This is a genomic window from Bradyrhizobium yuanmingense (assembly GCF_900094575.1).
Lineage (GTDB): Bacteria > Pseudomonadota > Alphaproteobacteria > Rhizobiales > Xanthobacteraceae > Bradyrhizobium > Bradyrhizobium yuanmingense.
The window spans coordinates 893,429-918,633 of record NZ_FMAE01000001.1 but is presented as its reverse complement, the minus strand read 5'-3'; the positions used below and the strand labels follow the sequence as shown (position 1 = coordinate 918,633).

22 protein-coding genes are annotated in these 25,205 nt (G+C 64.0%); 5 read left to right on the top strand and 17 right to left on the bottom strand.

All coding sequences use genetic code 11. The features are described 5' to 3' along the window. Positions 1-13: 13 nt before the first annotated feature. From pgl to GA0061099_RS04180, 4 genes are read right to left on the bottom strand one after another with little or no spacing between them, the layout of a single operon-like run. Positions 14-763 (bottom strand): 6-phosphogluconolactonase, encoded by a 750-nt coding sequence (gene pgl / locus GA0061099_RS04195; protein WP_036027292.1) that lies wholly within the window; start codon positions 761-763, stop codon positions 14-16. After that, a complete protein-coding gene (zwf, locus tag GA0061099_RS04190; protein ID WP_036027290.1) occupies positions 763-2,274 on the bottom strand; it encodes a glucose-6-phosphate dehydrogenase in 1,512 nt (503 codons plus the stop codon). Before zwf ends, pgl begins: the two co-directional genes overlap by 1 nt. Positions 2,275-2,303: 29 nt before the next feature. After that, a complete protein-coding gene (gene gnd / locus GA0061099_RS04185) occupies positions 2,304-3,302 on the bottom strand; it encodes a phosphogluconate dehydrogenase (NAD(+)-dependent, decarboxylating) (protein ID WP_036027327.1) in 999 nt (332 codons plus the stop codon). 13 nt (positions 3,303-3,315) lie between these two features. Further along, complete coding sequence (locus GA0061099_RS04180) at positions 3,316-6,165, bottom strand: bifunctional transaldolase/phosoglucose isomerase (RefSeq protein ID WP_036027288.1); 2,850 nt, start codon at positions 6,163-6,165, stop codon at positions 3,316-3,318. Positions 6,166-7,019: 854 nt separating this feature from the next. On the opposite strand from GA0061099_RS04180, the gene GA0061099_RS04175 reads away from it, so the two are divergent. The 3 genes from GA0061099_RS04175 to GA0061099_RS04165 are packed head-to-tail and all read left to right on the top strand — an operon-like array spanning position 7,020 to position 11,806. After that, on the top strand, positions 7,020-8,963 hold the full coding sequence (locus GA0061099_RS04175; RefSeq protein WP_036007284.1) for a PrkA family serine protein kinase: 1,944 nt from the start codon (positions 7,020-7,022) through the stop codon (positions 8,961-8,963). A 30-nt stretch (positions 8,964-8,993) separates the two neighbouring features. Beyond that, on the top strand, positions 8,994-10,271 hold the full coding sequence (locus GA0061099_RS04170) for a YeaH/YhbH family protein (RefSeq protein ID WP_193375195.1): 1,278 nt from the start codon (positions 8,994-8,996) through the stop codon (positions 10,269-10,271). Beyond that, positions 10,268-11,806 carry a SpoVR family protein gene (locus GA0061099_RS04165; RefSeq protein ID WP_036007288.1) on the top strand — a complete coding sequence of 513 codons (1,539 nt, stop codon included), beginning with the start codon at positions 10,268-10,270 and terminating at the stop codon, positions 11,804-11,806. The genes GA0061099_RS04170 and GA0061099_RS04165 overlap by 4 nt, the downstream gene beginning before the upstream one ends. A 213-nt stretch (positions 11,807-12,019) precedes the next feature. Here GA0061099_RS04165 and GA0061099_RS04160 read toward each other — a convergent pair whose 3' ends face one another. The 6 genes from GA0061099_RS04160 to GA0061099_RS04135 all read right to left on the bottom strand — a co-directional run bounded on the left by GA0061099_RS04160 (position 12,020) and on the right by GA0061099_RS04135 (position 14,801). Continuing rightward, the gene (locus GA0061099_RS04160; RefSeq protein ID WP_036027326.1) at positions 12,020-12,460 is read right to left on the bottom strand and encodes a DUF1801 domain-containing protein; all 441 of its coding nucleotides are present in this window, start codon (positions 12,458-12,460) and stop codon (positions 12,020-12,022) included. A gap of 11 nt (positions 12,461-12,471) precedes the next feature. Continuing rightward, entirely contained in the window at positions 12,472-12,675 is a 204-nt protein-coding gene (locus tag GA0061099_RS04155; protein WP_036007290.1) for a hypothetical protein, read from the bottom strand. Between the two features lie 39 nt (positions 12,676-12,714). Next, positions 12,715-13,143, bottom strand: a complete 429-nt coding sequence (locus GA0061099_RS04150; protein ID WP_036007293.1) for an SRPBCC family protein — start codon at positions 13,141-13,143, stop codon at positions 12,715-12,717. Continuing rightward, a complete protein-coding gene (locus tag GA0061099_RS04145) occupies positions 13,140-13,463 on the bottom strand; it encodes an ArsR/SmtB family transcription factor (protein WP_036027285.1) in 324 nt (107 codons plus the stop codon). Before GA0061099_RS04145 ends, GA0061099_RS04150 begins: the two co-directional genes overlap by 4 nt. A gap of 216 nt (positions 13,464-13,679) precedes the next feature. Continuing rightward, complete coding sequence (locus GA0061099_RS04140) at positions 13,680-14,129, bottom strand: DsrE family protein (RefSeq protein WP_036027284.1); 450 nt, start codon at positions 14,127-14,129, stop codon at positions 13,680-13,682. Between the two features lie 39 nt (positions 14,130-14,168). Further along, on the bottom strand, positions 14,169-14,801 hold the full coding sequence (locus GA0061099_RS04135; protein ID WP_036027283.1) for a hypothetical protein: 633 nt from the start codon (positions 14,799-14,801) through the stop codon (positions 14,169-14,171). Between the two features lie 305 nt (positions 14,802-15,106). On the opposite strand from GA0061099_RS04135, the gene GA0061099_RS04130 reads away from it, so the two are divergent. Together GA0061099_RS04130 and GA0061099_RS04125 are read left to right on the top strand one after the other, a co-directional pair. Then, the gene (locus GA0061099_RS04130; RefSeq protein ID WP_074447548.1) at positions 15,107-16,672 is read left to right on the top strand and encodes an SUMF1/EgtB/PvdO family nonheme iron enzyme; all 1,566 of its coding nucleotides are present in this window, start codon (positions 15,107-15,109) and stop codon (positions 16,670-16,672) included. Between the two features lie 17 nt (positions 16,673-16,689). Beyond that, positions 16,690-17,136: a DUF4399 domain-containing protein gene (locus tag GA0061099_RS04125; protein ID WP_036007306.1), complete on the top strand. Its 447-nt coding sequence runs from the start codon at positions 16,690-16,692 to the stop codon at positions 17,134-17,136. Here GA0061099_RS04125 and GA0061099_RS04120 read toward each other — a convergent pair whose 3' ends face one another. The 7 genes from GA0061099_RS04120 to pqqD all read right to left on the bottom strand — a co-directional run bounded on the left by GA0061099_RS04120 (position 17,137) and on the right by pqqD (position 25,202). Further along, positions 17,137-18,192 (bottom strand): 2-oxoacid:ferredoxin oxidoreductase subunit beta, encoded by a 1,056-nt coding sequence (locus GA0061099_RS04120; protein WP_036027279.1) that lies wholly within the window; start codon positions 18,190-18,192, stop codon positions 17,137-17,139. Further along, entirely contained in the window at positions 18,189-20,036 is a 1,848-nt protein-coding gene (locus GA0061099_RS04115) for a 2-oxoacid:acceptor oxidoreductase subunit alpha (protein ID WP_036027277.1), read from the bottom strand. Before GA0061099_RS04115 ends, GA0061099_RS04120 begins: the two co-directional genes overlap by 4 nt. Further along, complete coding sequence (locus tag GA0061099_RS04110; protein WP_036027274.1) at positions 20,006-21,805, bottom strand: FAD-dependent oxidoreductase; 1,800 nt, start codon at positions 21,803-21,805, stop codon at positions 20,006-20,008. The genes GA0061099_RS04115 and GA0061099_RS04110 overlap by 31 nt, the downstream gene beginning before the upstream one ends. A gap of 240 nt (positions 21,806-22,045) precedes the next feature. Next, positions 22,046-22,723: a DUF4286 family protein gene (locus GA0061099_RS04105; RefSeq protein WP_036027271.1), complete on the bottom strand. Its 678-nt coding sequence runs from the start codon at positions 22,721-22,723 to the stop codon at positions 22,046-22,048. A 13-nt stretch (positions 22,724-22,736) separates the two neighbouring features. Continuing rightward, entirely contained in the window at positions 22,737-23,723 is a 987-nt protein-coding gene (pip, locus tag GA0061099_RS04100; RefSeq protein ID WP_036027268.1) for a prolyl aminopeptidase, read from the bottom strand. Continuing rightward, the gene (gene pqqE / locus GA0061099_RS04095; protein ID WP_074447547.1) at positions 23,713-24,894 is read right to left on the bottom strand and encodes a pyrroloquinoline quinone biosynthesis protein PqqE; all 1,182 of its coding nucleotides are present in this window, start codon (positions 24,892-24,894) and stop codon (positions 23,713-23,715) included. Before pqqE ends, pip begins: the two co-directional genes overlap by 11 nt. Then, positions 24,891-25,202, bottom strand: a complete 312-nt coding sequence (gene pqqD / locus GA0061099_RS04090; RefSeq protein ID WP_036027261.1) for a pyrroloquinoline quinone biosynthesis peptide chaperone PqqD — start codon at positions 25,200-25,202, stop codon at positions 24,891-24,893. Before pqqD ends, pqqE begins: the two co-directional genes overlap by 4 nt. Positions 25,203-25,205 lie beyond the last annotated feature (3 nt).

The window sequence follows — 25,205 nt, the reverse complement described above, 5'->3', positions numbered from 1 at the left end:
TGCACAGGGTGCTTCAGCGCGGCCCACGAATGTCCTCCGGAAGCGCGGCCTTGTCGACCAGCCAGACGGTCTCGCCGTTCGAGCGCGCGCGCAAGGCCGGCAGATTCTCGCCATTGCAGAGGCGCGTCAAGATCGGCCGCTTGTCGTGCCCGGCAATCTCGAACAGCATCTCGCGGCAGGAGGCCAAAGCGGGCAGGGTGAGCGAGACCCGCGGCACGAACGGCGCAACGTTCGCCTTGGGAACGCCGACGACCCAGCGTCGGGTCTCCTCGATCTCGGGGTAACCGGGAAACAGCGAGGCGGTGTGGCCGTCCGGTCCTGCGCCCATCAGGACGAGATCGAACAGCGGACGTGCGGGATCGAGCTGGTCTCCGCCATAGAAGGCCTGCAGCTCACGCGCATAGGCTTCCGCAGCGGCATCGGGATTGTCGGCTGTGGTCGGGATCGGGTGAATATGGCCGGCGGGCGCGTGGCGATCGAGAAAGGTCGCGCGGGCGACCGCCATGTTGTTGAGGGGATCGCTGTCGGGCACGAAACGCTCGTCGCCGATGAACCAGTGCACGCGCTCCCACGGAATCCTGCCGCGCCAGGCCTCGCTGCTGAGCAACTGATACAGCGTCCTCGGGCTGGAGCCGCCGGTGAGGCAGATTGCAATCCGGCCGGGATTGGCCGCGATCCGCGCCAGCACGCGTTCGGCCGCGGCGCGGGCGAGAGCTTCGGCATCGGCCTCGACGATCAGCTTCGGCTGCTCGGCCTGAGCCATCACGAGAACTTCCGCCAGCTTCGCCCGTCGCGCCGGAGCAACTCGTCGGCGCAGGCAGGGCCTTCGCTGCCGGCTTCATAGGTTTCGATGCCGTTGCTGCCCGCGCTCTTCCAGGCGTCCAGGAACGGCTGCACGGCCTGCCAGCCGGCCTCGATGCCGTCGGCGCGCTGGAACAGGATGTTGTCGCCGATCATGCAGTCGTAGATCAGCGTCTCATAGCCGGTCGAGGGATCGGCGCGGAAATAGTCGCCATAGCGGAACTTCATCTCGACGCCGTCGATGGTGATGCTCGGCCCCGGGATCTTGGCGTTGAACTGCAGCTCGATGGTCTCAGTCGGCGCGATGCCGATGGTGAGGAAGTTCTGCGACAGGCGGTCGACGTCCGTCCCTGAGAACATCGACAGCGGGGCCTGCTTGAACTTGATCGCGACTTCGGTGCGCTTGTGGCCGAGCGCCTTGCCGGTGCGCAAGTAGAACGGCACGCCTGCCCAGCGCCAATTGTCGATCATCAGCTTGAGCGCGACAAAGGTCTCGGTGGTGCTGTCGGGCTTGACGTCCGCGGTCTTGCGATAGTCCGTGATCTCGTCGTCGCCGCTGCGGCCCGCGAGATATTGCGCGCGCACCGAATTCTTCAGTGCGTCCTCCCGGCTGGGCAGCTGGATCGATGTCAGCACGTCCGCCTTCTCGGAGCGTACGGAATGTGCGTCGAAGCGGGCGGGAGGCTCCATCGCGACCAGCGACATCAGCTGGAACAGGTGGTTCGGCACCATGTCGCGCAGCGCGCCGGTGGCATCATAGAAGCCGCCGCGGTGGCCGACCCCGAGCTTCTCTTCCACGGTGATCTGGATGTGGTCGATGTGGTTGCGATTCCAGATGGGCTCGAACATGCCGTTGGCAAAGCGCAGCACCAGGATGTTCTGCACCGTTTCCTTGCCGAGATAATGATCAATCCGGTAGATCTGGTGCTCGTCCATGATCTTCAAGAGTTCGGCATTCAGCGCGCGGGCCGAGGCCAGATCGGTGCCGAACGGCTTTTCGATCACGAGCCGCCGCCAGGCGCCGTTCTCCCTCATCATGCCGGTGCGGCCGAGCTCCCGCGCGGTCGGCGCGAACGCGGCCGGCGGCGTTGCCAGATAGAACAGCCGGTTGCCGCCGGTGTCCTGCGCGCATTCCAGCGAATCCAGATGCTGGCGCAGGCGGTCGAAGGAGGGCGGATCCTTTGCGTCGGCCTCGACGAAGGTCACGCATTCCAAAAGCCTCGTCGCGATGTCGTCGTCCACCGGGCGCGTCGCGAATTGCCGCAAGCCCTTCAGCAGGCTGTCGCGAAGCTCCTCATCCGACTGGCCCCTGCGGGCGACGCCGACGACGCAGAATTTCTCCGGCAGAAGATGCTCGGCGGCCAGGTTGTAGAGCGAGGGCATCACCAGGCGATGGGTGAGATCGCCGGTGACGCCGAAGATGACGAAGGCGCAATTGTCCGGCTTGCGCTTTGGCTGCGGGTCTTTTGTCACGGTTGGTCGGCCTTCGCTTGGTTTACGCGTTACTTCGGCTTCGCCGCGCCCGGCTGCGTCGGCTCCTTGTGCCCGCCGAACCCTGCACGCATCGCCGAAAGAATTTTTTCGGCGAAGGTGTGTTCTTTGCGGGACCGGAAACGTGTGTAGAGCGCCGCGGTCAAAACCTCGGCCGGCACGGCCTCGTCGACCGCCGCATTCACGGTCCAGCGGCCTTCGCCGGAATCCTCCACGAAGCCGGAATATTCCGACAGTTGCGGACTGTCGGCGAGGGCGGTCGAGGTGAGGTCGAGCAGCCAGGACGGAATCACGCTGCCACGCCGCCACACTTCAGCGATGTCGGCGAGATCGAAATCGTAGCGATGATCTGCCGGCAAAGCCTCGATATTGGCATTCCTGAGGATGTCGAAACCTTCGGCATAGGCCTGCATCAGGCCGTACTCGATGCCGTTGTGGATCATCTTGACGAAATGGCCTGCGCCGACGGGCCCGGCGTGGATGTAGCCTTGCTCGACGCGGGGATCGCGGCCCTGGCGCCCCGGCGTGCGCGGAATGTCGCCGGCGCCCGGCGCGAGCGCCGCGAAGATCGGATCGAGCCGGTCGACCACCTGCTTCTCGCCGCCGATCATCATGCAGTAACCGCGGTCGAGCCCCCAGACGCCGCCTGACGTGCCGACATCGACATAATGGATGCCGCGCGCCTTCAGCGCCTTGCCGCGGCGGACGTCGTCCTGCCAGAAGGTGTTGCCGCCGTCGATGATGACGTCGCCTTCCTGCATCACGGCGGCGATCGTCTCGATTGTGGTCTCGGTGATGCGTCCTGCCGGCAGCATCACCCAGGCCGTGCGCGGCCGCTCGAGCTTGGCGACGAACTCTTCCAGCGTCGCCGAGCCGACCGCGCCGTCGGCGGCAAGACCGGCGACGGCCTTGGCGTCCTTGTCGTAGACCACCGTCGAATGCCCGTGGCGCATCAGGCGGCGAACGATGTTGCCGCCCATTCGGCCGAGGCCGATCATGCCGAGTTGCATCTGCATTATTCCTTTAGTTCAGCGCGTCGTTGAGCGCTGCATTGAGCGCGGCGAGGCCTTTCTTGAGCCCACCCTTCAGGTGCACCCGCAGCGCACGCCGGCCGCGTTCCGTCAGCACGTCGAAATCGCCGCGCGCCTGCGCCGCCTTGATCACGCCGAAGCTCGCCTTCTGGCCCGGCACAGGCAGGTCCTTGGCGTCATCGGCGGTGATCTGGAGGAAGACGCCGCTGTCGGGCCCGCCCTTGTAGGCCTGTCCCGTCGAGTGCAAGAAGCGCGGGCCGAACTCGGCGCAGGTCGCGACATGCCGCTTCTCGCGCACCTCGAGGCGCATGGCCTGAAGCGCGTCGATCGTGGCCTTGTCGCGCGCGATGTAGCCGAGCAGGGCGACGTAGTCTCCGTCGTTGGATCGCGACAGATGTGCCTTCAGCCAGGAGCCGAGATCGCCATTGGCGCCGGCGGCGCGTAGCGCCGTGGCGTTGGCCTCGTCGGTGTAGAGATCGGCTTCCTTGGTGCTGACCACCGGCTCTTCCGCCGGCAGCTTGCCGGCCTTCTCGAACGCGGCGGTGAGCTCGCGGGTCTTGATCTTGGCTGCTTCGACGTCCGGCTGGTCGAACGGGTTGATGCCGAGAATGCTGCCGGCCACGGCGGTTGCCATCTCGAAGCGGAAGAATTCCTGGCCGAGATGCTCGATCGACTTCATGACGATGCGCACCACGGGGTGACCCGCCGCCTCGATCGCGGCAAGCTGGGAATCGTGTGCGGCGTCCGCTTCGCCTTCAACGCGGATGTCGATGAAGAAGCGGTCGTTGCCGTAGACGGAGGGATCGCCCAGCGGCTCGCCCTCGATCGGGATCAGGCCCTTGCCCTCCTTGCCGGTCGATTCCGCGATCAGCTGCTCGGCCCAGGCGCCGAAATCGGCGATCTTCTTCGACGCCAGGATCGTCACCTTGTCGCGGCCTTCGAGCCCGGCGAGACCCATGGCAAGGCCGAGCTGCACGCCCGGGTTTTCGGACGGCGGCACATCGGGGCCACAGGAGCGGGCCATCGCCAGCGCATGCTTGACGAAGCTCTTGACGTCGATGCCCGCGGTTGCCGCCGGCACCAAGCCGAAGGGCGAGAGCACCGAATAGCGTCCGCCGATCGAGGGCTCGCCATGGAAGATGCGGGCGTAATGAAGGCTCTTCGCCGCCTTCTCCAGCGACGAGCCGGGGTCGGTCACCGCGATGAAGCGATGGCCGGTCTTCACCTTTGCACCCACCGCCTTGGCAACCTGCTTGTGGAAATAGTCCTTCATCGCGTTCGGCTCGGTGGTGCCGCCGGACTTGCTGGAGACGATGAAGACGGTGTTGGCGATGTCGATCTTCGCCTCCATCGCCCGCACTTGTGCCGGATCGGTGGAGTCGAGCACGTGCAGCTTGGGGAAGCCGGGCTTCTTGCCGAAGGTCTCCGCCAGCACCTCGGGGCCGAGGCTGGAACCGCCCATGCCGAGCACGACGGCGTCGGAGAATTTCTGGCCCTTCACGCGGCCCGCATAGTCCTCGTAATCGGCAATGTCGGCCTGGTGCGGGCTGTCGAGCCAGCCCAGCCATTTGTCCTCGTCCGCACTGGTCCAGACCGACTTGTCGCGCTGCCACAGCCTGCGGATCTTGGCCGACGCCCGCCATTCCTCAGTGGTCTTGGCCAGCGCCTTGCCGAGCCCGTCGCCCAGCGAGAGCTGCTGGCGGTCGAGTGCGGGCCCGAGCACGACGGCGCGCTTGTGGGCGACGGCGCCGTAGAGCTTGTCGGCGGCATCCGCAAACAGCTTGACGCCGTCCTTGACCAGCTCCTCGGCAATCGCATCGAGCGAGATGCCGGAGCGCTCCAGCTCCTCCAGCACGCGCTTCGCGTCCTCGACGTTCTCCTCCAGGCTGTCGCGCGGCTTGCCGTGGTCGCGGAACGCATCCAGCGTTGCCGGCGGCACGGTGTTGATGGTGTCGGGGCCGATCAGCTCCTCGACATAGAGGACGTCGCTGTAGTCCTTGTTCTTGGTGCCGGTGGAGGCCCACAGCATGCGCTGCGGCTTGGCGCCCTTGGCGGCGAGCTTCTCCCAGCGCGGGCCTGCGAACAGGCGCTTGTAGTCCTGATAGGCGAGCTTGGCGTTGGCGATCGCCACCTTGCCCTTGAGCGCGGCGAGACGTTCCTTCTCGGACGGATCGTTGGCGCGGGCGATCTTCTCGTCCAGCTGCTTGTCGACCACCGAATCGATCCGGCTGACGAAGAAGCTGGCGACGCTGGCCACATGCGACGGATCGCCGCCGCCGGCGACGTAGGTCTCCAGACCGGCGATGTAGGCCTCGGCCACCTCGAGATAGACGGCCTTGGAGAACAGCAGCGTGATATTGATGCTGATGCCCTCGCTGATCAGCTGCTCGATCGCCGGCAGGCCCTCCGGCGTCGCCGGCACCTTCACCATCAGGTTCTTGCGACCGACGTCCTTCCAGAGCCGCCGCGCCTCCGCGACCGTGCCTGATGTGTCCATTGCGAGATAGGGGGAGACCTCCAGGCTGACATAGCCGTCGCCGCCCTTGAGGCGGTCATAGACCGGGCGCAGCACGTCGGCGGCGTTCTGGATGTCCTCGATCGCGACGGCCTCGAACAGGTCGGCCACATTGCGGTCGCCGCGCTTCAGCGCCTTGCCGATCGGAGCGTCATATTCGTCCGAGCTGCCGATCGCCTTCTCGAAGATCGACGGGTTGGAGGTGACGCCCTTGACGCCGTCGGTGTCGATCAGCCGCTTCAGGTCGCCCTTGGCGATGAAACCGCGGGCCAGGAAGTCGAGCCAGACCGCCTGTCCGTGCTTTTCCAGTTCTTTGACGGGATTCATGATGCCTATTTATCTCCAAGCCTGCGGACGAGGGGTTTTCGCGAAGGTCCTGACGCGCTATCCTCTAGCCTACATGCACCCGGGAGGGAACCAATCAAGGGTGCGGGAGTCATACCCTCCAGTGTAACTCCGTCGCGATCATGGCGATCCCCGCGGTCACGCTCACTGTTGCGTAAAGGTCGTTCGCCATCCGGCCGATCTGAGCGCTTCGCTGCCCCAACGGGCATGTCGTCGTCATCCACTCCTACGCATCCGCGATCTCCGCATCGACATTGAATTTCTGCCACGGGGTTCGATGGCGGAGATCTTGCTCGAAGATTGCCGCGGTCACGAAATGATCGTGCTGAGGCCGACACCGGACATGCGAAGAGCTCCGCAGCATCCCGAGCCGGCGCTACGCGCAGAACGATCGCGTTGTCATCCGTCGGGGTGGGCCTGGCCTGGCAGCGACTGTGACACGGTGCTGCGCGTTGCCGCGACGTACAGGCTGCCAGCACACCGCATTGCAGCAGGAAGATGAACGGGGACCGCAAGGCTTCGCCGTACAAGCGTCATAAGATCGCCGCTCCCCGATCGCTATGCTGCACCGCCGGATGGGGCCATCCCCGGGAACGCCCGGATGTGGCGACCGAGTGACATTTTCTGGAAATGAGCCAGAATAGACAGAGATTCGCACAAATAACAGGCAGGTGCCTGTTCGTAACTCATGGAGTGCCTACGTTGTGCGTTGCGTCGAGTTGGCACCAGGGTGTCCAATGATTGTCATGTGCTCACGCTGATTCGAAACGGCCTGAGGAACGGTCCGGTAACTGCTTTCGTTTCAGCTTGTAGCGGAACTCACGCGGAGAGGGATCATGTACAACGATTCTCTATTCAACGCTTTCGCTCGGTCGTTCGAGGCGAGAAGCCAGCACGACATGTCGATGGCGGAATATCTGGAATCGTGTCGAAGCGATCCCATGAAATACGCGAACGCGGCTGAACGACTGCTAGCGGCGATCGGTGAGCCTCAGACGATTGACACGGCCAAGGACCCTCGCCTTGGCCGTATTTTTTTGAACCGCACCATCCGCACCTATCCAGCCTTCGCCGGCTTCTACGGCATGGAAGAAACCATCGAGCGCATCGTCGGTTTCTTCCGCCATGCGGCGCAAGGTCTCGAAGAGCGCAAGCAGATCCTCTATTTGCTCGGCCCGGTCGGCGGCGGCAAGTCCTCGCTCGCCGAGCGGCTCAAGTCGCTGATGGAAGTGCAGCCGATCTACGTGCTCAAGGCCGGCGACGAGCTCTCGCCCGTGTTCGAGAGCCCGCTCAGCCTGTTCGATCCCGATCAGCTCGGTCCGATGCTGGAGGAGAAGTACGGCATTCCGCGCCGTCGCCTCACCGGCCTGATGAGCCCGTGGTGCTACAAGCGGCTGGAAGCGTTCGGCGGCGACATTTCCCAGTTTCGGGTCGCCAAGATCCAGCCGTCGCGGCTGCGCCAGATCGCGATCGCCAAGACCGAGCCCGGTGACGAGAACAACCAGGACATCTCCTCGCTGGTCGGCAAGGTCGACATCCGCAAGCTCGAGACCTACGCCCAGAACGATCCCGACGCCTACAGCTATTCCGGCGGCCTCAACCGCGCCAATCAGGGCGTGCTCGAGTTCGTCGAGATGTTCAAGGCGCCGATCAAGATGCTGCACCCGTTGCTGACCGCAACCCAGGAAGGCAATTATATCGGCACCGAGAATATCGGCGCGATCCCGTTCACCGGCATCATCCTGGCGCACTCGAACGAAGCCGAGTGGGCGAGCTTCAAGGCCAACAAGAACAACGAAGCCTTCATCGACCGCATCTGCGTCATCAAGGTGCCCTACTGCCTCAGGGTCACCGAGGAGCAGAAGATCTACGAGAAGCTGATCCAGGGCTCCGAGCTCGCCTCGGCTCCTTGCGCGCCGTCGACGCTGGAGACGTTGGCGCGGTTCTCGGTGATGTCGCGCCTGCGCAAGCACGAGAACTCCACCCTGTTCGCCAAGATGCGGGTCTACGACGGCGAGAGCCTGAAGGAATCCGATCCGAAGGCGCGCAGCGTCCAAGAATATCGCGACGCCGCCGGTGTCGACGAGGGCATGGATGGCGCCTCGACCCGATTCGCCTTCAAGATCCTGGCTGCGACGTTCAACCACGATCCGCAGGAGGTGGCTGCCGACGCCGTGCATCTGATGTACGCGTTGGAGCAGGCGATCCGCCGCGAGCAGCTGCCTGAGGAGACCGAGAAACGCTATCTCGAGTTCATCAAGGCCGAGCTCGCGCCGCGCTACGCCGAGTTCATCGGCAACGAGATCCAGAAGGCTTATCTCGAATCCTACTCGGATTATGGGCAGAACCTGTTCGATCGCTACGTCGACTATGCCGACGCCTGGATCGAGGACCAGGACTTCAAGGATCCCGATACCGGCCAGCTGCTCGATCGCGAGCTTTTGAACCAGGAGCTGACGAAAATCGAGAAGCCGGCGGGCATCGCCAACCCCAAGGACTTCCGCAACGAGGTCGTCAAATTCTCGTTACGCTCCCGGGCCCAGAACGGCGGCAAAAACCCGACCTGGACCTCCTACGAGAAGATTCGCGATGTGATCGAAAAGCGGATATTCTCCCAGGTCGAGGACCTGCTTCCGGTCATCTCCTTCGGTTCGAAGAAGGACGGCGAGACGGAGAAGAAGCACGGCGAGTTCGTCGCACGCATGGTGGAGCGCGGCTATACCGAACGTCAGGTTCGCCGGCTCGTCGAATGGTACATGCGCGTGAAGCAGGCCGGTTGAGGCGGATGGGAGGCGAATGGTAAAGTGCCCATTCACATTATTGACAGGCGCCTGAATCCAGGCGGCAAGAGTCTTGAGAACCGCCAGCGGTTCTTGCGTCGGGCCAAATCCCTGGTGCAGGGCGCCGTCAAGAAGACCTCGCAGGAACGCGACATCAAGGACGTCCTGGAGGGGGGTGAGGTCACGATTCCACTCGACGGCATGCACGAGCCGCGTTTCCGCCGTGAAGGCGGGACGCGCGACATGGTCCTGCCCGGCAACAAGAAGTTCATCGAAGGCGACTATCTCCAGCGCTCCGGCCAGGGCAGCGCCAAGGATTCCGGTCCCGGCGAAGGCGACAGCGAGGACGCCTTCCGCTTCGTGCTGAGCCGCGATGAGTTCGTCGATCTATTCCTCGACGACCTCGAGCTTCCGGATCTCGCCAAGCGCAAGATCGCACAGACCGAGAGCGAAGGCATCCAGCGCGCCGGCTACACCATGACCGGCTCGCCCGCCAACATCTCGGTGAGCCGGACGGTGAAGCTCGCGCTCGCCCGCCGCATCGCGCTCAAGCGTCCGCGCAAGGACGAGATCGAGGAGCTGGAAGCCGCGATCGAAGCCTGCACCGACGAGGACGATCGCGCGGCTCTCGTGGCCCGGCTCGAAACGCTGAAGGCGAAGTCCAAGCGCATCCCCTTCATCGATCCGCTCGACATCCGCTACCGGCGCTTCGAGACGGTGCCCAAGCCCGTCGCGCAGGCCGTGATGTTCTGCCTGATGGACGTCTCCGGCTCGATGTCCGAGCACATGAAGGATCTCGCCAAGCGCTTCTACATGCTGCTCTACGTGTTCCTGAAGCGGCGCTACAAGCACGTCGAGATCGTGTTCATCCGCCACACCGACCGCGCCGAGGAGGTCGACGAGCAGACCTTCTTCTACGGTCCGGCCTCGGGCGGCACGCTGGTCTCCAGCGCGCTGCAGGCGATGCACGAGATCGTGCGCGAGCGCTTCAACCCGTCGGACTGGAACATCTACGCCGCGCAGGCTTCCGACGGCGACAATTCCTATTCCGACGGCGAGCTCACGGGGCTCCTCCTGACCGAGAAGATCCTGCCGGTCTGCCAGTTCTTCGCCTATCTCGAGGTCGGCGAGGCCGGCGGCAGCGCCTTCGATCTCTCCGACTCCTCGCTCTGGAGCCTCTACGAACGCCTGCGCAACAGCGGCGCCCCGCTCTCGATGCGCAAGGTCTCGGAGCGCAGCGAGATCTTCCCGGTATTCCACGATCTGTTCCAGCGCCGCGACACTGCCCAGGAGAAGGCCGCTCCATGAAGGAACGTTTGTTCGAAGGCGCCGATTGGGATTTCCACACCTTGCAGCGCATCACCGATGCCTGCGAGGAGGTGGCGCTGAAGGATCTCGGCCTCGACGTCTATCCGAACCAGATCGAGGTCATCACCGCCGAGCAGATGCTGGACGCCTATTCGTCGGTCGGCATGCCCCTGTTCTACAAGCACTGGTCGTTCGGCAAGCACTTCGCGTTCCATGAGGCGTCCTACCGCAAGGGCCTGATGGGGCTGGCCTACGAGATCGTCATCAACTCCTCGCCCTGCATATCCTATCTGATGGAGGAGAACACGGCGACGATGCAGACGCTGGTGATCGCGCACGCCGCCTTCGGCCACAACCATTTCTTCAAGAACAATTATCTGTTCAAGCAATGGACCGATGCCGACGGCATCCTGGACTATCTCGACTTCGCCAAGAACTACGTCATGCAGTGCGAGGATCGCTACGGCCGCATCGAGGTCGAGCGCACGCTCGACGCCGCGCACGCGCTGATGTCGCACGGCATCGACCGTTATCCCGGCAAGAAGAAGCTCGATCTGCGCGCCGAGGAGAAGCGGGCAGGGCGTCGCCGCCAGCACGAGGAGGAGGTCTTCAACGATCTCTGGCGCACCGTGCCGAAGGGCGCCGCCAAGAGCCGCTCCACGCTCAGCATCGAGCGCCGCCGCAAGCTGCTCGGCCTGCCGCAGGAGAATTTGCTCTATTTCCTGGAGAAGAGCGCGCCGCGGCTGGCGCCCTGGCAGCGCGAGCTGCTCCGCATCGTTCGCCACATCGCGCAATATTTCTATCCGCAGAGCCAGACCAAGGTCATGAACGAGGGGACGGCGACCTACGTCCATTATCGCATCATGACCAAGCTGCATGAGCAGGGTCGCATCAGCGACGGCAACTTCCTCGAATTTCTGGGGTCGCACACCAATGTGGTGTTCCAGCCCGAATTCGACGACCCGCGCTTCTCGGGCTTCAATCCTTACGCACTCGGTTTTGCCGTGATGCAGGACATCGAGCGCATCGTCAGCAATCCCGAAGACGAGGACCGCGAGTGGTTTCCCGACATCGCCGGCAAGGGCGACGTCATGGGCGTGCTGCGCGACGTCTGGGCCAATTACCGCGATGAGAGCTTCATCGGCCAATTCCTGAGCCCGAAATTGATGCGGCACTTCCGCATGTTCCACCTGCACGACGATCCCGAAGAGCGCGCCGGCATCCGGGTCGACGCCATCCACGACGAGCGCGGCTTCCGCCGCGTCCGCCGCGAGCTGGCGCGGCAGCACGATGTCGGCTTCATCGACGCCAATATCGAGGTGGTCGACGTCGATCTCTCCGGCGACCGCCGCCTGATCCTGCATCACCACGTCATCAAGGGCTCGCAGCTCAACGAGACCGACGCCAAGCGCGTGCTCCAGCACCTGGCCGATCTCTGGACCTACGACGTCGCACTGATCGAGGTCGATGCCAACGACAAGGTGCTGCGCGAATACGTCGTCAGCCCCCGCCCGATCGCGGCGGCGGTGGCGTGACGGGGACTGCCTACATGGGGCACCACGCGAGATGCGCATTGATGTGCCCTCGCCCCTTGCGGGAGAGGGCAGCGACGCCGGCAGACATAAGCTCACTGGGGTGAGGGGTATCTCTCCGCACTCTCCCGTGCCGATGGAGACCCCTCATCCGGCGCTTCGCGCCACCTTCTCCCGCAAGGGGAGAAGGAAGGCACTTGTGGCGGCCCATCGCGTCTACGAGGCTGATCGCTTTCCCGGCTTCTTCTTGCTCGCATTCAGCTCGACCGCCGCGCGGATCAGCGCCTTCAACGCCTTCTCGTTGATCGTTTCGCCCTCGCGAATATCGATCGCGCGGCGCACATTGCCGTCGAGGCTGGAATTGAAGAGACCTGCGGGATCCGCCAGCGCGGCGCCCTTGGCGAAGGTCAGCTTCACGACCTCCTTGTAGGTCTCGCCGGTGCAGATGATGCCGTCGTGCTCCCAGACTGGAACACCGCGCCATTTCCACTCTTCGACGACATCAGGGTCGGCCTCCTTGATCAGCGCGCGAACCCGCCCCAGCATCTCGCCGCGCCAGTCGCCGAGCTCCTTGATCCGGCCGTCGATCAGCTTGGATGGCGAGGCGGTACCTGCTTGCTTCGCGCTGCTCGTCTTCGCCGCCACGGGCTTCTTCATCATGGCCTCGTTCACGCGTTGCTGCGGCCGCGATAAGGCAGCGCGAACAGATAGAGCCCGGTCGCGAGCAGCGGAATCAGCGGCACCAGCGCCAGGAAGCCGATCCACACGGCCTCGACTTGCATCGTCATCGCCACGATGTTGGCGATGACGGCAAGCGTGAAAGCCATCGACAGCCAGCGATGAATCTGCCGAATCCACATAGGCGTGCTCATTGGGACCTCCTTTGAGAATGATCGGAATGGGTGGTGGAGCTAGCTCGCCCGCGCCAGCAAATCGTCCAGCTTGGCCAAAAACTGCTTCCAGCCGGCATGCGCGCCGCCGAACGCCTGTTTCTGCGTCGGGCGGAAGCCCGCCTGCTCGACGCGCAGATGGGTGCCGGCGCTCGTCGGCGTCAGTGTGAAGGTGACGATGCTCTTGAGATCGAACGCGGCGTCCTCGTGCGAGAAATTCCAGGTGTAGGCCAGCGTCCTCTGCGGCTCGATGGTGAGCACCTCGCAGTCCAGCACGCCGCCCCATTCGCCGCGCAGATTGAAGCGATGGCCGACGACCGGCTTGAAGTCGTTCTTCATCAGCCATTCCTCGATCAGATGCGGCTGCGTCAGCGCGCGCCAGAGCCGCTCGGCGGGATAGGCAAATTCGCGCTCGATCACGACGGAGCGCGTCTCGGCGGGGGCGTTCATTGGTCCATCCTCTTCAGGAGATCGTCGAGGGCATCTAACCTTTTCTGCCAGAACCCGGCCATCTGGCCGGTCCAGTCGATCAGCGGATTGAGCGCACCGGGCTGCGCGCTGTAATGGGTCTGCCGTCCTTCGTGCCGGTCGCGAACCAGGCCCGCCTGCTTCAGGGCGCCAAGATGTTTCGACACCGCCGGCTGCGACACGCCGGATCGTGCCGTCAGCGCCCCGACCGTCTGCTCCCCCTCACGGCACAGCCGCTCGAAGATCGCTCGCCGGGTGGGATCGGCGAGCGTCCTGAACAGAAGGTCGGGGGTGGGAGTCATGAAAAATCCATAACCGGGAGGTTATGGATAGACACATAACTGTGGAGTTATGGGTAAGTCAAGTACGACGAGGGCTGCGGCGCCGCCATACTCCCCGTCATTGCGAGCGCAGCGAAGCAATCCAGAATCTGTCCGCGGAGGCTGTCTGGATTGCTTCGTCGCAAGGGCTCCTCGCAATGACGCGGAAAGGGCTGCGCCAGCCATCGCCGTGCCCGCCTACGGCCGCAAATACAGATACCCCTGCGACTGCAGCTCGGCGAGCCGCACCACGCCGCCCTTCTCGGCGTTGATGAAACCCGGCAGCAGCTCGCTCAGCGTCACGTTCTGCGCTTTCATCGTGTTGCCGCAGGCGGCGAGCTCGATGCCGCCCTGGGAGAAGTCACCGACGCGCTTGCTGACGTCGGGGTTGGCCTGCGCCGAGTGAAACGCCTTCAGCGCCGGGCCGTGGATCACCAGCGCGATCGTCACGTGCTCGGGGCCGCCGACGCCGTCGATGTGGTTCTGGATATTGCCGAGCACGAAATGGACCTTCTCGGCGTCGCTGAGGTGATAGGCCACCTTGAGCTTGTTCGACGGCGCGGTGGCGGTGGTGGCTTTCGCGCTGGAGACGCCAAGCGCCGCACCGAGTGCCGAGACGGCGCTCCACAGGATGTTCCGACGGTTCATGGCGATCTCCTCGACGAAGTCCGAATTTACGCAGGCATATCATTTGTGGCGCAGCGCCGCGAGTTCCTTGCGGTCGGTCACCAGCGAGGCGCACTCGCGATTGTCGGCGCGGTCGAGGCGGAAAATCTTGTCGTCGGCGCCGGCGGTCAGCGAATGCTCGGCGTCATCGTCCGGCTTGTTGTTCTGCCAGACCCTGACACGTTCGAGCCGGACGATCGCGGACTTGTCGTCCTTGGAGAGCGCAACGCCGATGCCGCCGCCATCGCAGTCGACGCCGCAGCCGAGGCGGACCTCGTCGCCGCTCCTGGTGAATACGGCGTGGTTGCACGAGCCGCTGGAGTCGAAATCGCCGCTGCGGTGACGGTACCTGAAGCCAAGGCGGAAGGAATGGTGAAGCTCCTTGTCCTCCTTGTCGAATTCCGCGGAGATCAGCAGCTTCATCGCGGCGACCTTCTGCTTCGGATGCCGCGCCAGATGGTCGGCATCGTAGCGGCGGACGAAGCAGGCATAGGCCTTGTCGCCGGGAGGCTTCGCATACATCCGCGTATTGAAGGTCTCGGCCTCGGCCTTACTGGCCTCGCGGATATCGTCGACTTCCTCGGCGCGGGCAGCGCCGGTCAATGCAGCGAAGGCAAGGGGAAGAACAAGCGGAAGGACAAGGGCAAGCTTCATGGTCGCACCGAGCGCCTGATGGGCATCCGCCCGCCATCCGCGGGCCGGTCTGCCATTGGTCGCAGGCGAAGTGGAGCGCGTTCAACCGCCGCACGTCGCTCGTTGTCGGGCAGCGGCCACGGCGGGACTTAGTCACCGCTCCGATCAAGAAGGTTCAAGGGGTGTGACGACTTGATTGCCGGGAACCCGAACGTCGGTGCGTGCCGCGACATTGTCTCGGTTCGTCAATGTGGTAGCCTTCACAGACGACCGCCTTTTGGCGCTCGTAGGCTGGGGCTGCCTTGCAAGTTTGTGGAGTCCCCCGCATGGGCGAAATTCGCAACTTCAGACCCGGAAATCACGACGAGCCGCCGCCGCACAGCGGAATGCCTCGTCGCCTTGCCGCGATCATCGTCGGTGACATCGCCTCGTACAGCCGCATGATGCAGGCCGACGAGGAAGGCACGCACGCCCGCGTCAAGCGGATCGAGCGCGACATCATCCAGCCCAGCATCATCGAGCACCATGGAAGTCTGGTGAAGACGACCGGCGACGGCTTCATCGCCGTTTTCGACAGTCCCGTGGAAGCCGTTCGATGCAGCATCGTCATCCAGCAGAATCTCGTCGGCCGCAACGCCTCGATTCCCAAGCATTCCCGGCTCGAATATCGGATCGGAGTCAATCTCGGTGACGTCATCGTGGAGCCGGACGACATATATGGTGACGGCGTCAACATCGCCACGCGTATCGAGGGCATCGCGGAGCCGGGGCAGGTCTTCATATCCGGCGCGATCTACGAGCAGATCAAACACAAGATCGTGTGCGGTTATGAGTCACTCGGCGACCGCAAGGTCAAGAACATCACCGATCCGGTGCGCGTGTATCGTGTGCTGCCGGACGCTGATGCCGTCGGCAAGACAAGAAGCCGGCGCGAGAACGTCCTGCTCTTTCTTCTGATCACGGCATTGCTGGTGATTGCCGGCTACGTGCTTTGGTACGTGCTGGTGCAGCACCGCAGCCAGGTGGGGCAACAGGCTGCCGCTCCCCCGATCGCGGCGCCGTTGGCTTCGCCGACGCCGCAATCCGTTCCGTCATTACCGAGCCCGGCAGCACCGGCGCCACAAGCCGCACCCGCGGCTTCTCCGTTGCCCACAACGGTGCCACCGCCCGCAGCATCGCCTTCACCGTCTCCGGCATCCAGTCCATCGGTGACGCCGGTCCGGGAACCCGAAATGATCGCCATTCGTGGCGGCAGCTTCGCGATGGGAAGCAATGACGATCCGACCGAACGACCCGTCCATCAGGTCACGATCAAGCCGTTCTCGATCGGAAAATATCCGGTAACGGTGCAGGAGTGGAACGAATGCGCTGCCGCCAAGGCGTGCGGATTCACGGCCACTGGCAAGGACGATGCCCCGGTCAGCAATGTGAGCTGGACCGATGCGCAGCAATATGTCGCCTGGCTCGCGCAGGCGACAAAGAAGCCCTACCGGCTTCCGAGCGAAGCCGAATGGGAATATGCGGCACGCGGCGGGACACAGACCAAATATTGGTGGGGCGACAAGCTGCAGCCGGGCATGGCCGGCTGCAAGGATTGCGGTGAACTTGCGGCCGAGCAGCCGGCCAAGGTCGGCAGTTTCAAGCCCAATCCATTCGGGCTTTACGACATGGGCGGCGGCATCGATCAGTGGGTCGCAGACTGCTGGCACCGGACCTATCAGGGCGCGCCCAGCGACGGCTCGGCGTGGACTAGCCCTGACTGCGGCTCTCATGTCCTGCGCTCAGGCTCCTGGAAGAACGATTCGAGATATGTGCGGCCGTCAAACCGCGGTGGATACGACACCGGCGTCCGTTACCCCACGCATGGATTCCGGATCGCGCTCAGTCCGTAGGTACTGGAGTCAATTTGATGAAGATCGTTTCCTGTATCGCGCTCGCGGCCGCCATCGCATTGCTCCCCGGCGCGGCCTATCCGCAAGGCAAAACTGCGCCAAAGGACGCCAAGCTTTATTTCATCTCGCCGTATGACGGCCAGAAGATCCGTGGTGGGTTTTGGGTCCGGTTCGGCCTGCGCAACATGGGCGTGACGCATGCCGGTGACGACTACCACAATGCCGGCCACCATCATCTGTTGATCGATGTGAAAGACCCCATTGATGCCAAGGAGCCGATTCCGCAGGACAAGTCCCATCTGCATTTCGGAGCCGGACAAACCGAAACGTTTCTCGAGCTTCCGCCGGGCACGCACACGCTGCAACTGGTGCTTGGCGACGCCAAGCACTATCCGTTCGAACCACCCGTCGTGTCGGAGAAGATCACGATACGCGTCAGGCCGGCGGCATCAGCGCGAAGATGATCACCGCAGGCTGGCGTTGATCTTGTCCAGCACCGCCGAGCCCGGGCAGAGCGTGTCCGCCTCCAGCGCGTTGAGCGGCGTCTCGACCGTGTTGAGATGCTCGTGCAGGTCTTCGGCCTCAGGGTCGACGTACAGAAGACCGGTGACGATCTGGCCCTTGGCGGCGTGCCTTGCTAGGAAGGTCTGGGCGCCCAGGCGGTCGTGCGGATCGTAATCCGCATCGATCTTGCGCAGCGCGATCTTGCTGCCGTCGTGCTGCTCGACCACCTGCACCGTGCCGGGCGCGTAGTCCACCGCAATCGGGTCGCGGCCGACCAGCACATCCAGCCGGTTCACGGCGTCATTGTGCTCGCGGACATAGTCGAAGCTCTTGGTCGAGCCGGCATGGTTGTTGAAGGCGATGCAGGGGCTGATCACGTCGATGAAGGACGCGCCCTTGTGGCCGATCGCGGCGGCGATCAGCGGCACCAGCTGGCTCTTGTCGCCGGAGAACGAGCGCGCCACGAAGGTGGCCCCTAACTGCAGCGCGATGGCGACGAGGTCGATGGCGTTGTCGGTGTTGGTGACGCCCTTCTTGCTCTTCGAGCCGCGGTCGGCGGTGGCCGAGAACTGACCCTTGGTCAGGCCGTAAACGCCGTTGTTCTCGACGATATAGGTCATGTTGACGCCGCGGCGGATCGAGTGCGCGAACTGCCCGAAACCGATCGAGGCGGAATCGCCGTCGCCGGAGACGCCGAGATAGATCAGATCGCGGTTGGCGAGATTGGCGCCTGTCAGCACGGATGGCATGCGGCCGTGCACGGAATTGAAGCCGTGCGAATTGCCGAGGAAATAGTCCGGCGTCTTCGACGAGCAGCCGATGCCGGAGATCTTCGCCACCCGATGCGGCTCGATCGAGAGCTCGTAGCACGCCTCGATGATCGAGGCCGTGATCGAATCATGGCCGCAGCCCGCGCATAGCGTCGAGATCTTGCCCTCATAGTCGCGATGCGTGTAGCCGAGCGCGTTCTTCTTCAGACCCGGATGATGGAATTTCGGTTTTGCGATGTAAGTCATGAAACGGCCTTGCGGAGCGGGGTCACCTTGAGGTGGTCCTGGTGGTCGCCAATGGCCTTGGCGATGAAGCGAGCAGTGATCGGCGTGCCGTCGTAATGCACGATCGGCACCAGCCGGACGGGATCGATGCCGTTCTCGTTGACGATGAGCTGGCGCAGCTGGCTGTCGCGGTTCTGCTCGACGACGTATACGAAATCGTGCTCGGCGAGGAAGCTGGCCACGCTGGAATGGAACGGGAAGGCGCGGATGCGCAGACGGTCGAGCTGATGCCCGCGCGCTTCCAGCAGGCCGATCGCCTCGTCCATCGCCGGCGAGGTCGAGCCGAAATATATCACGCCATATTTGGTCGGCCGTTCCGCATTGGCCTGCAGCGGACGCGGCACCAGGTCCTGCGCGGTCTCGAACTTGCGCATCAGGCGCTGCATGTTGTCGGCGTAGACCGTGCCTTCCTCGGAGTAGCGCGCATAGCGGTCCCGCGACGTGCCGCGGGTGAAGTAGGAGCCCTTGGTCGGATGCGTGCCGGGATAGGTGCGGTAGGGAATGCCGTCGCCGTCGACGTCGAGATAGCGGCCGAAGTCGCGGCCTTCCTCCAGCATCGCCGCCGTCATCACCTTGCCGCGGTCATATTGCCTGGCATCGTCCCACTTCAGCGGGCGGCAGAGCCGGTGGTTCATGCCGATGTCGAGATCGAGCATCAGGAAGATCGTCGTCTGCAGCCGCTCGGCGAGATCGAAGGCGGCGGCCGCGAACTCGAAGGCCTCGGCCGGGTCCTCGGGGAACAGCAGCACATGCTTGGTGTCGCCATGCGAGGCATAGGCGCAGGCGATGATGTCGCATTGCTGGGTGCGGGTCGGCATGCCCGTGGAGGGCCCGGCGCGCTGGATGTTCATGATCACGGCCGGAATCTCGGCAAAGTACGAGAGGCCGATGAACTCCGTCATCAGTGAGATGCCGGGGCCGGAGGTCGCCGTGAAGGCGCGGGCGCCGTTCCAGGACGCGCCGATCACGATGCCGATCGACGCGAGCTCGTCCTCGCCCTGCACGATCGCGTATTTCGCCTTGCCCGTTTCAGGATCGTGCCGGTACTTCTTGCAATGGGCGGTGAAAGCCTCGGCCACCGACGAGGACGGCGTGATCGGATACCAGGCACACACGGTGGCGCCACCATAGACCGCGCCGAGCGCGGCGGCGCTGTTGCCCTCGATGAAGATGCGGTCGCCGACCTTGTCGGACTTCTTCACGCGCAGCCCAATCGGACATTTCAGGTTCTGCAGCGCCCAGTCGCGGCCGAGATGCAGCGCATGGACGTTGGAGGAGAGCAGCTTCTCCTTGCCTTTGTACTGATCGCCGATCAGCTGCTCGATCAGCTTGGGGTCCATGTCGAGCAACGCGCTGAGCGCGCCCAAATAGATGATGTTCTTGAACAGCTGTCGCTGACGCGGATCGGTATAGGTCGAGTTGGTGATCGCAGTCAGCGGCACGCCGATCACTGTGATGTCGTCGCGGAATTTGGTCGACGGCATCGGCTTGGTGGAATCGTAGAACAGGTAGCCGCCGGGCTCGATGCCGGCGACGTCCTTGTCCCAGGTCTGCGGATTCATCGCCACCATCATGTCGACGCCGCCGCGTGCGCCGAGATGGCCGGCTTCCGTCACGCGCACCTCGTACCAGGTCGGCAGGCCCTGGATGTTGGAGGGGAAGATGTTGCGTGGGCTGACAGGCACGCCGTGGCGCAGGATCGCGCGCGCGAACATCTCGTTGGCGCTGGCCGAGCCCGAGCCGTTGACGTTGGCGAAGCGGACGACGAAGTCGTTTACGCTGCTGATCGGCTTTTTGTCGGACATGTCGAACCTGCGTGGGTCATCTCGATGAAATATTTCTGCATGTCCCAGGCGCCGGTGGGACAGCGCTCGGCGCACAGCCCGCAATGCAGGCAGACATCCTCGTCCTTCACCATCACCCGCCCGGTCTTCAGGTCCGAGGAGACGTAGAGGTCCTGGTCCGGATGCGCGGAGGGCGCCTTCAGGCGCTGGCGCAGATCGCTTTCCTCGCCGTTGGCGGTGAAGGTGATGCAATCCATCGGGCAGATGTCGGCGCAGGCGTCGCACTCGATGCAGAGCGAGGTCGAGAACACGGTCTGCACGTCGCAGTTCAGGCAGCGATGCGCTTCGCCGAGCGCCAGCTTGACATCATAGCCGAGCTCGACCTCGGCGCGGATGTCCTTCAGCGCAACGACCTTGTCGCGATGCGGCACCTTGTAGCGCTTGTCGGGCGAGATGTCGTTGTCATAGCTCCATTCGTGGATGCCCATCTTCTGCGAGGAGATCTGCACCTCCGGCAGCGGCCGCTCGTCGACCGCTTCGCCCGAGAGCATCTTGTGGATCGACAGCGCGGCGTCATGGCCGTGCGCGACCGCCCAGATGATGTTCTTCGGGCCGAACGCGGCATCGCCGCCGAAGAACACTTTCGGGTTGGTCGAGGCGAAGGTCTTCGGATCGACCTTCGGCATGTGCCATTTGTCGAACTCGATGCCGCAATCCTGCTCGATCCAGGGGAAGGCGTTCTCCTGACCGACCGCGACCAGCACGTCGTCGCAGGGAATGGTCTGATCGGGATCGCCCGAAGGCACGAGGTTGCGGCGGCCTTTGGCGTCGTATTCGGCTTTGACGTGCTGGAAGGTGACGCCGATCAGCTTGCCGGCGACATGCTTGAAGGCCACCGGGACCATGTAGTTGAGGATCGGGATATCCTCGTGGATCGCGTCCTCCTTCTCCCAGGGCGAGGCCTTCATCTCGTCGAAGCCGGAACGCACGACCACCGTGACTTTCTCGCCGCCGAGCCGGCGTGCGGTGCGGCAGCAATCCATCGCGGTGTTGCCGCCGCCGAGCACGATGACGCGCTTGCCGATTTTGTCGACATGGCCGAACGACACGTTGGCCAGCCATTCGATGCCGATATGGATGTTGGCGGCTGCCTCTTTCCGGCCGGGAAGCTCGAGCTCGCGGCCGCGCGGCGCGCCGGAGCCGACGAAGATGGCGTCGTATTTCTCGGCGAGCAGCGCCTTCATGCTGTCGATGCGGTGACCGCCTTTGAACTCGACGCCGAGATTGAGGATGTAGCCGGTCTCCTCGTCGATCACGGAATTGGGCAGGCGGAATTTCGGGATCTGCGTGCGCATCATGCCGCCGGCTTCCGGGTCGGCATCGAACACGGTGCAGTGATAGCCGAGCGGCGCGAGATCGCGTGCCACCGTCAGCGAAGCGGGACCGCCGCCGACCAGCGCAACGCGCTTGCCGTTCTTCGGCCCGGGCTTCGGCAGCCGCTGCCTGATGTCGTCCTTGAAATCCGCTGCAACACGCTTGAGGCGGCAGATCGCGACAGGATTTTCCTCCACGCGTCCGCGCCGGCACGCCGGCTCGCAGGGACGATCGCAGGTGCGTCCCAGAATGCCGGGAAATACGTTCGATTTCCAATTGATCATGTAGGCATCGCTGTAGCGGCCTTGGGCGATCAATCGGATGTATTCGGGAACCGGGGTGTGCGCAGGACAGGCCCATTGGCAATCGACCACTTTGTGAAAGTAGTCGGGGGCCGCGATGTCGGTCGGTTTCATTCCTACCCTGTCCGCGCAGGCCCGAAGACCCCGCGGCCTTTTTTGTTTGAGCTTGGCGAGCGCTTAACGCGCTTCGATCTGGTTTCTGAATGACGTCATTGGGTTAGCTTATTAGAACCGTTCCGAAGTACAACGGCAAATTTGCGCGCGTCACCGCTTTCATGGGAGCTACGCGTGCACGGCATTAACGCGCGGCGCACGAGATGCGTGCGGTGCAATATGCTGCGATGCGGATGCCGTTCAGCCGCGCGCGACATCGCTCTTGGCGAGGTCCCACATCAGGCAGTAGGTGCCGACGGAGATGGGGAGCGGGAAGGGCGCCGCAGCCGGGCCGGTGAAGCGCTCTGCGATGACGGCGGAGACCGCATTGACATGCGTGCCGTCGATCAGCACGAACCAGTCGCGCGCGCCCTCGTTGCGCACCGCCGGAATTCCCGCCGTTGCGCCCGACAATTCCGGCTCGCTTTCGAGCAGGTGCATCGAGATGATGCCGTCGCGGTCCTGCGGCGCCAGCTTTTCTTGCAGCGCATCACGCCACGCACCGGCGTTGTCGGGCGTCGGCCGCAGCCGCACCAGGCCGAGCGACGCGCCGCGGCCAGTACCCTTGCTGATTGTGATGCGCGCGACCACGCGCAGCATGTCCCTGAAGCGCGCCATGGATCGCCGCGACCATTCGGTCTGGTCGGCGAGGCGCGCCCGGTAGGCGGGGCTGTCGAGCACGCCGAGCGTTTCGGTCGAGTACAGCGAGAGATATTTGGGGTTGGCGGCATGCGCGACATAGCGCCGCGCTTCGAGAAATCCGTCGATTGCGACACGCTCTTCCAGATGCTCGCGATCGTACCAGCGGTTGAAATCGGCCTCGTCCGCAGCGTCGATGTTCATCGACGTCAGCAGCATGCCCTTTCCGGCGAGCGGCATTCTTCTTGTCCTCTCATCGCCCGATCTTCGACGCAAGGTCCGCGATCGACTTCATGACCGCGTCCCTCACGCCGCCATCATAGAGCGAATGCCCGGCTTCTTCCACGATGCGAAGCTCGGAACCGGGCCATACTTTCGCAAGGGCCTGCGCTGTCGCGGGAGCACACAACAGATCATAGCGACCCTGCACGATCATGCCGGGAATGCCGTCGAGCCGGCCCGCGTTCCGCAGCAGCTGGTCCTCGTTCATGAAGCTGTCGTTGATGAAATAATGCGCTTCCATGAACGGCGTCGCCGGCAATGTGCGCCAGACGTTCAGCCCGGCGAGGTCGAGCCGCGTCCGTGCCGGCTTGTGCTCGGATAGAGCGCGTTCGGTGTCGTGCCAGGCCTTCGCCGCCGGGCCATGCACGGCAGGGTCGGCATCGAGGATGCGGCGCCAATAGGCGTCCACCGGCCGCTCGCGCTCCTCTGGCGGCAGCACGCTGAGGAAATCCTCGTACAGCGCCGGATGGAATTGCGATAGGCGCGAGGTGAAGGCCGTCTCGACCTCGGCCCGCGTGCCGAGAAACGTCGCGCGCAGCGCTATGCCGGAGACGTGCTCGGGATGCGCCTCTGCATAAGCCAGCGCCAGCGTCGCGCCCCAGGAGCCGCCGACCACCATCCAGCGTTCGAAGCCAAACTTTTCGCGGATCGTTTCCATGTCCGCGATCAGATGCTGTGTGGTGTTGTGCTCGCGTGATCCCTTGGGCCGGCTGCGGCCGCAGCCGCGCTGGTCGAACAGCACGGCGCAGAAGCGGTCGGGATCGAACAGCCGGCGATGGTCGGGCTGGCAGCCGCTGCCGGGCCCGCCATGCAGATAGACCGCGGGGATGCCGTCGCTGCGGCCGACGCTCTCGACATAGAGCTCATGGCCGTCGCCGACGTCGAGCATATCGGAGGTCAGCGGCGCAAAGGGATCAGTGCGTTTGGCCGCTGAGCCCGCGTCGGCGTCAGGCGTCATTCTCGGATTCCAGGGTGCCGCCGGCAAAGTTGCGATAGAGGAAGCGGCTGGTGTCGCCCTCGGCTTCGGCTTCCGCCTGCTTGAAGATGGTCTCGTGCAGCGGCGACAGCGCGCAGGCCGGGTCGGTATTGGCGGCGTCTCCGGTCAGTGCAAAGGCCTGGCAGCGGCAGCCGCCGAAATCGATCTCGCGGAACTCGCAAGACTTGCACGGCTCCTTCATCCAGCCGGTGCCGCGATAGCGGTTGAAGGCCTCCGAGTTCTGCCAGATCCAGGCGATCGAATGGTTGGAGCGCACCGATTCGAAATCGAGCCCGGTGATGCTCTCGGCGGCATGGCAGGGCAGCACCTTGCCGGCGGGCGAGATGTTGAAGAACTGCCGGCCCCAGCCGCCCATGCACTTCTTCGGCCGCAGCGCGTAATAATCCGGCACCACGTAGTCGATCGTCAGTCGGCCCTTCAGCCGCTCGCGCGCCTCCTCAACGAGGCGGGTACACTCATCGAGCTGCGCCACGGTCGGCATTAGCGCGGCGCGATTCTTCAGCGCCCAGCCGTAATATTGCACATTGGCGACCTCGAGCCGGTCGGCATCGAGATCGAGCGCCATCTGGATGATGTCGGGCAGCTGGTGCAGGTTCTGCCGGTGCATCACCGCGTTCACGGTGAGCGGCAAGTCGAGCTCGCGCGTCCATTTCGCGACTTCGAGCTTCTTGCGGTGGCCGCCTTTGTAGCCGGCAACGCGATCTGCGAGGCCGTCCTCGATGCCCTGGAACGAGATCTGCACATGGCAGAGCCCGGCATCTGCGAGATCGCTGAGCCTCTCGCGCGTCAGCAGCACGGCCGAGGTGATGAGATTGGTGTAGAGCCCGGCGTCGCTGGCATGCTTGACCAGCTCGACGAGATCTTTCCGCGCCGTCGGCTCGCCACCGGAGAAATGCACCTGGAGCACGCCGATCTCGGCGAGCTCGCTCAGCACTTTTTTCCACTCGTCCGTCGTCAGCTCCTTGCCGGAGCGGTCGAGCTCGACCGGGTTGGAGCAATAGGGACATTGCAGCGGGCAGCGATGGGTGATCTCGAGCAGCACCGCGAGCGGAATGCCGAACGTCTCCGCCGTCGAGCGCTGCTTCTCCAGCACCGCGAGGCTGTCGCTGGGCGGGATGGTCACGTCGCTCATGACGTCTTCTCCCTGATCTCGGTGAGAAAGCCCTTGTCGGCGAGATCCTGTAGCATGGCGATGACGTCGGCCAGGATCGCCTCGCGCGGCGCTGCGTACTTTGCGACGAGCTGATCGGCGACGTCGCCGACATTGCGCTCGCCGTTGCAGAGTTGCAAGACCTCGACCGCGATCTCGTCCGGCGCTAGCACCCGCTCCGGCGCCAGGATCACCCAGACCTTGCGGGTCTCGTCATATTTCAGCTTGGCATGCCGCGGCAGCACGGGGCGGCTTGCCTCGCTGACGCTGATGTTTCGCGGCCCGGCCATTGC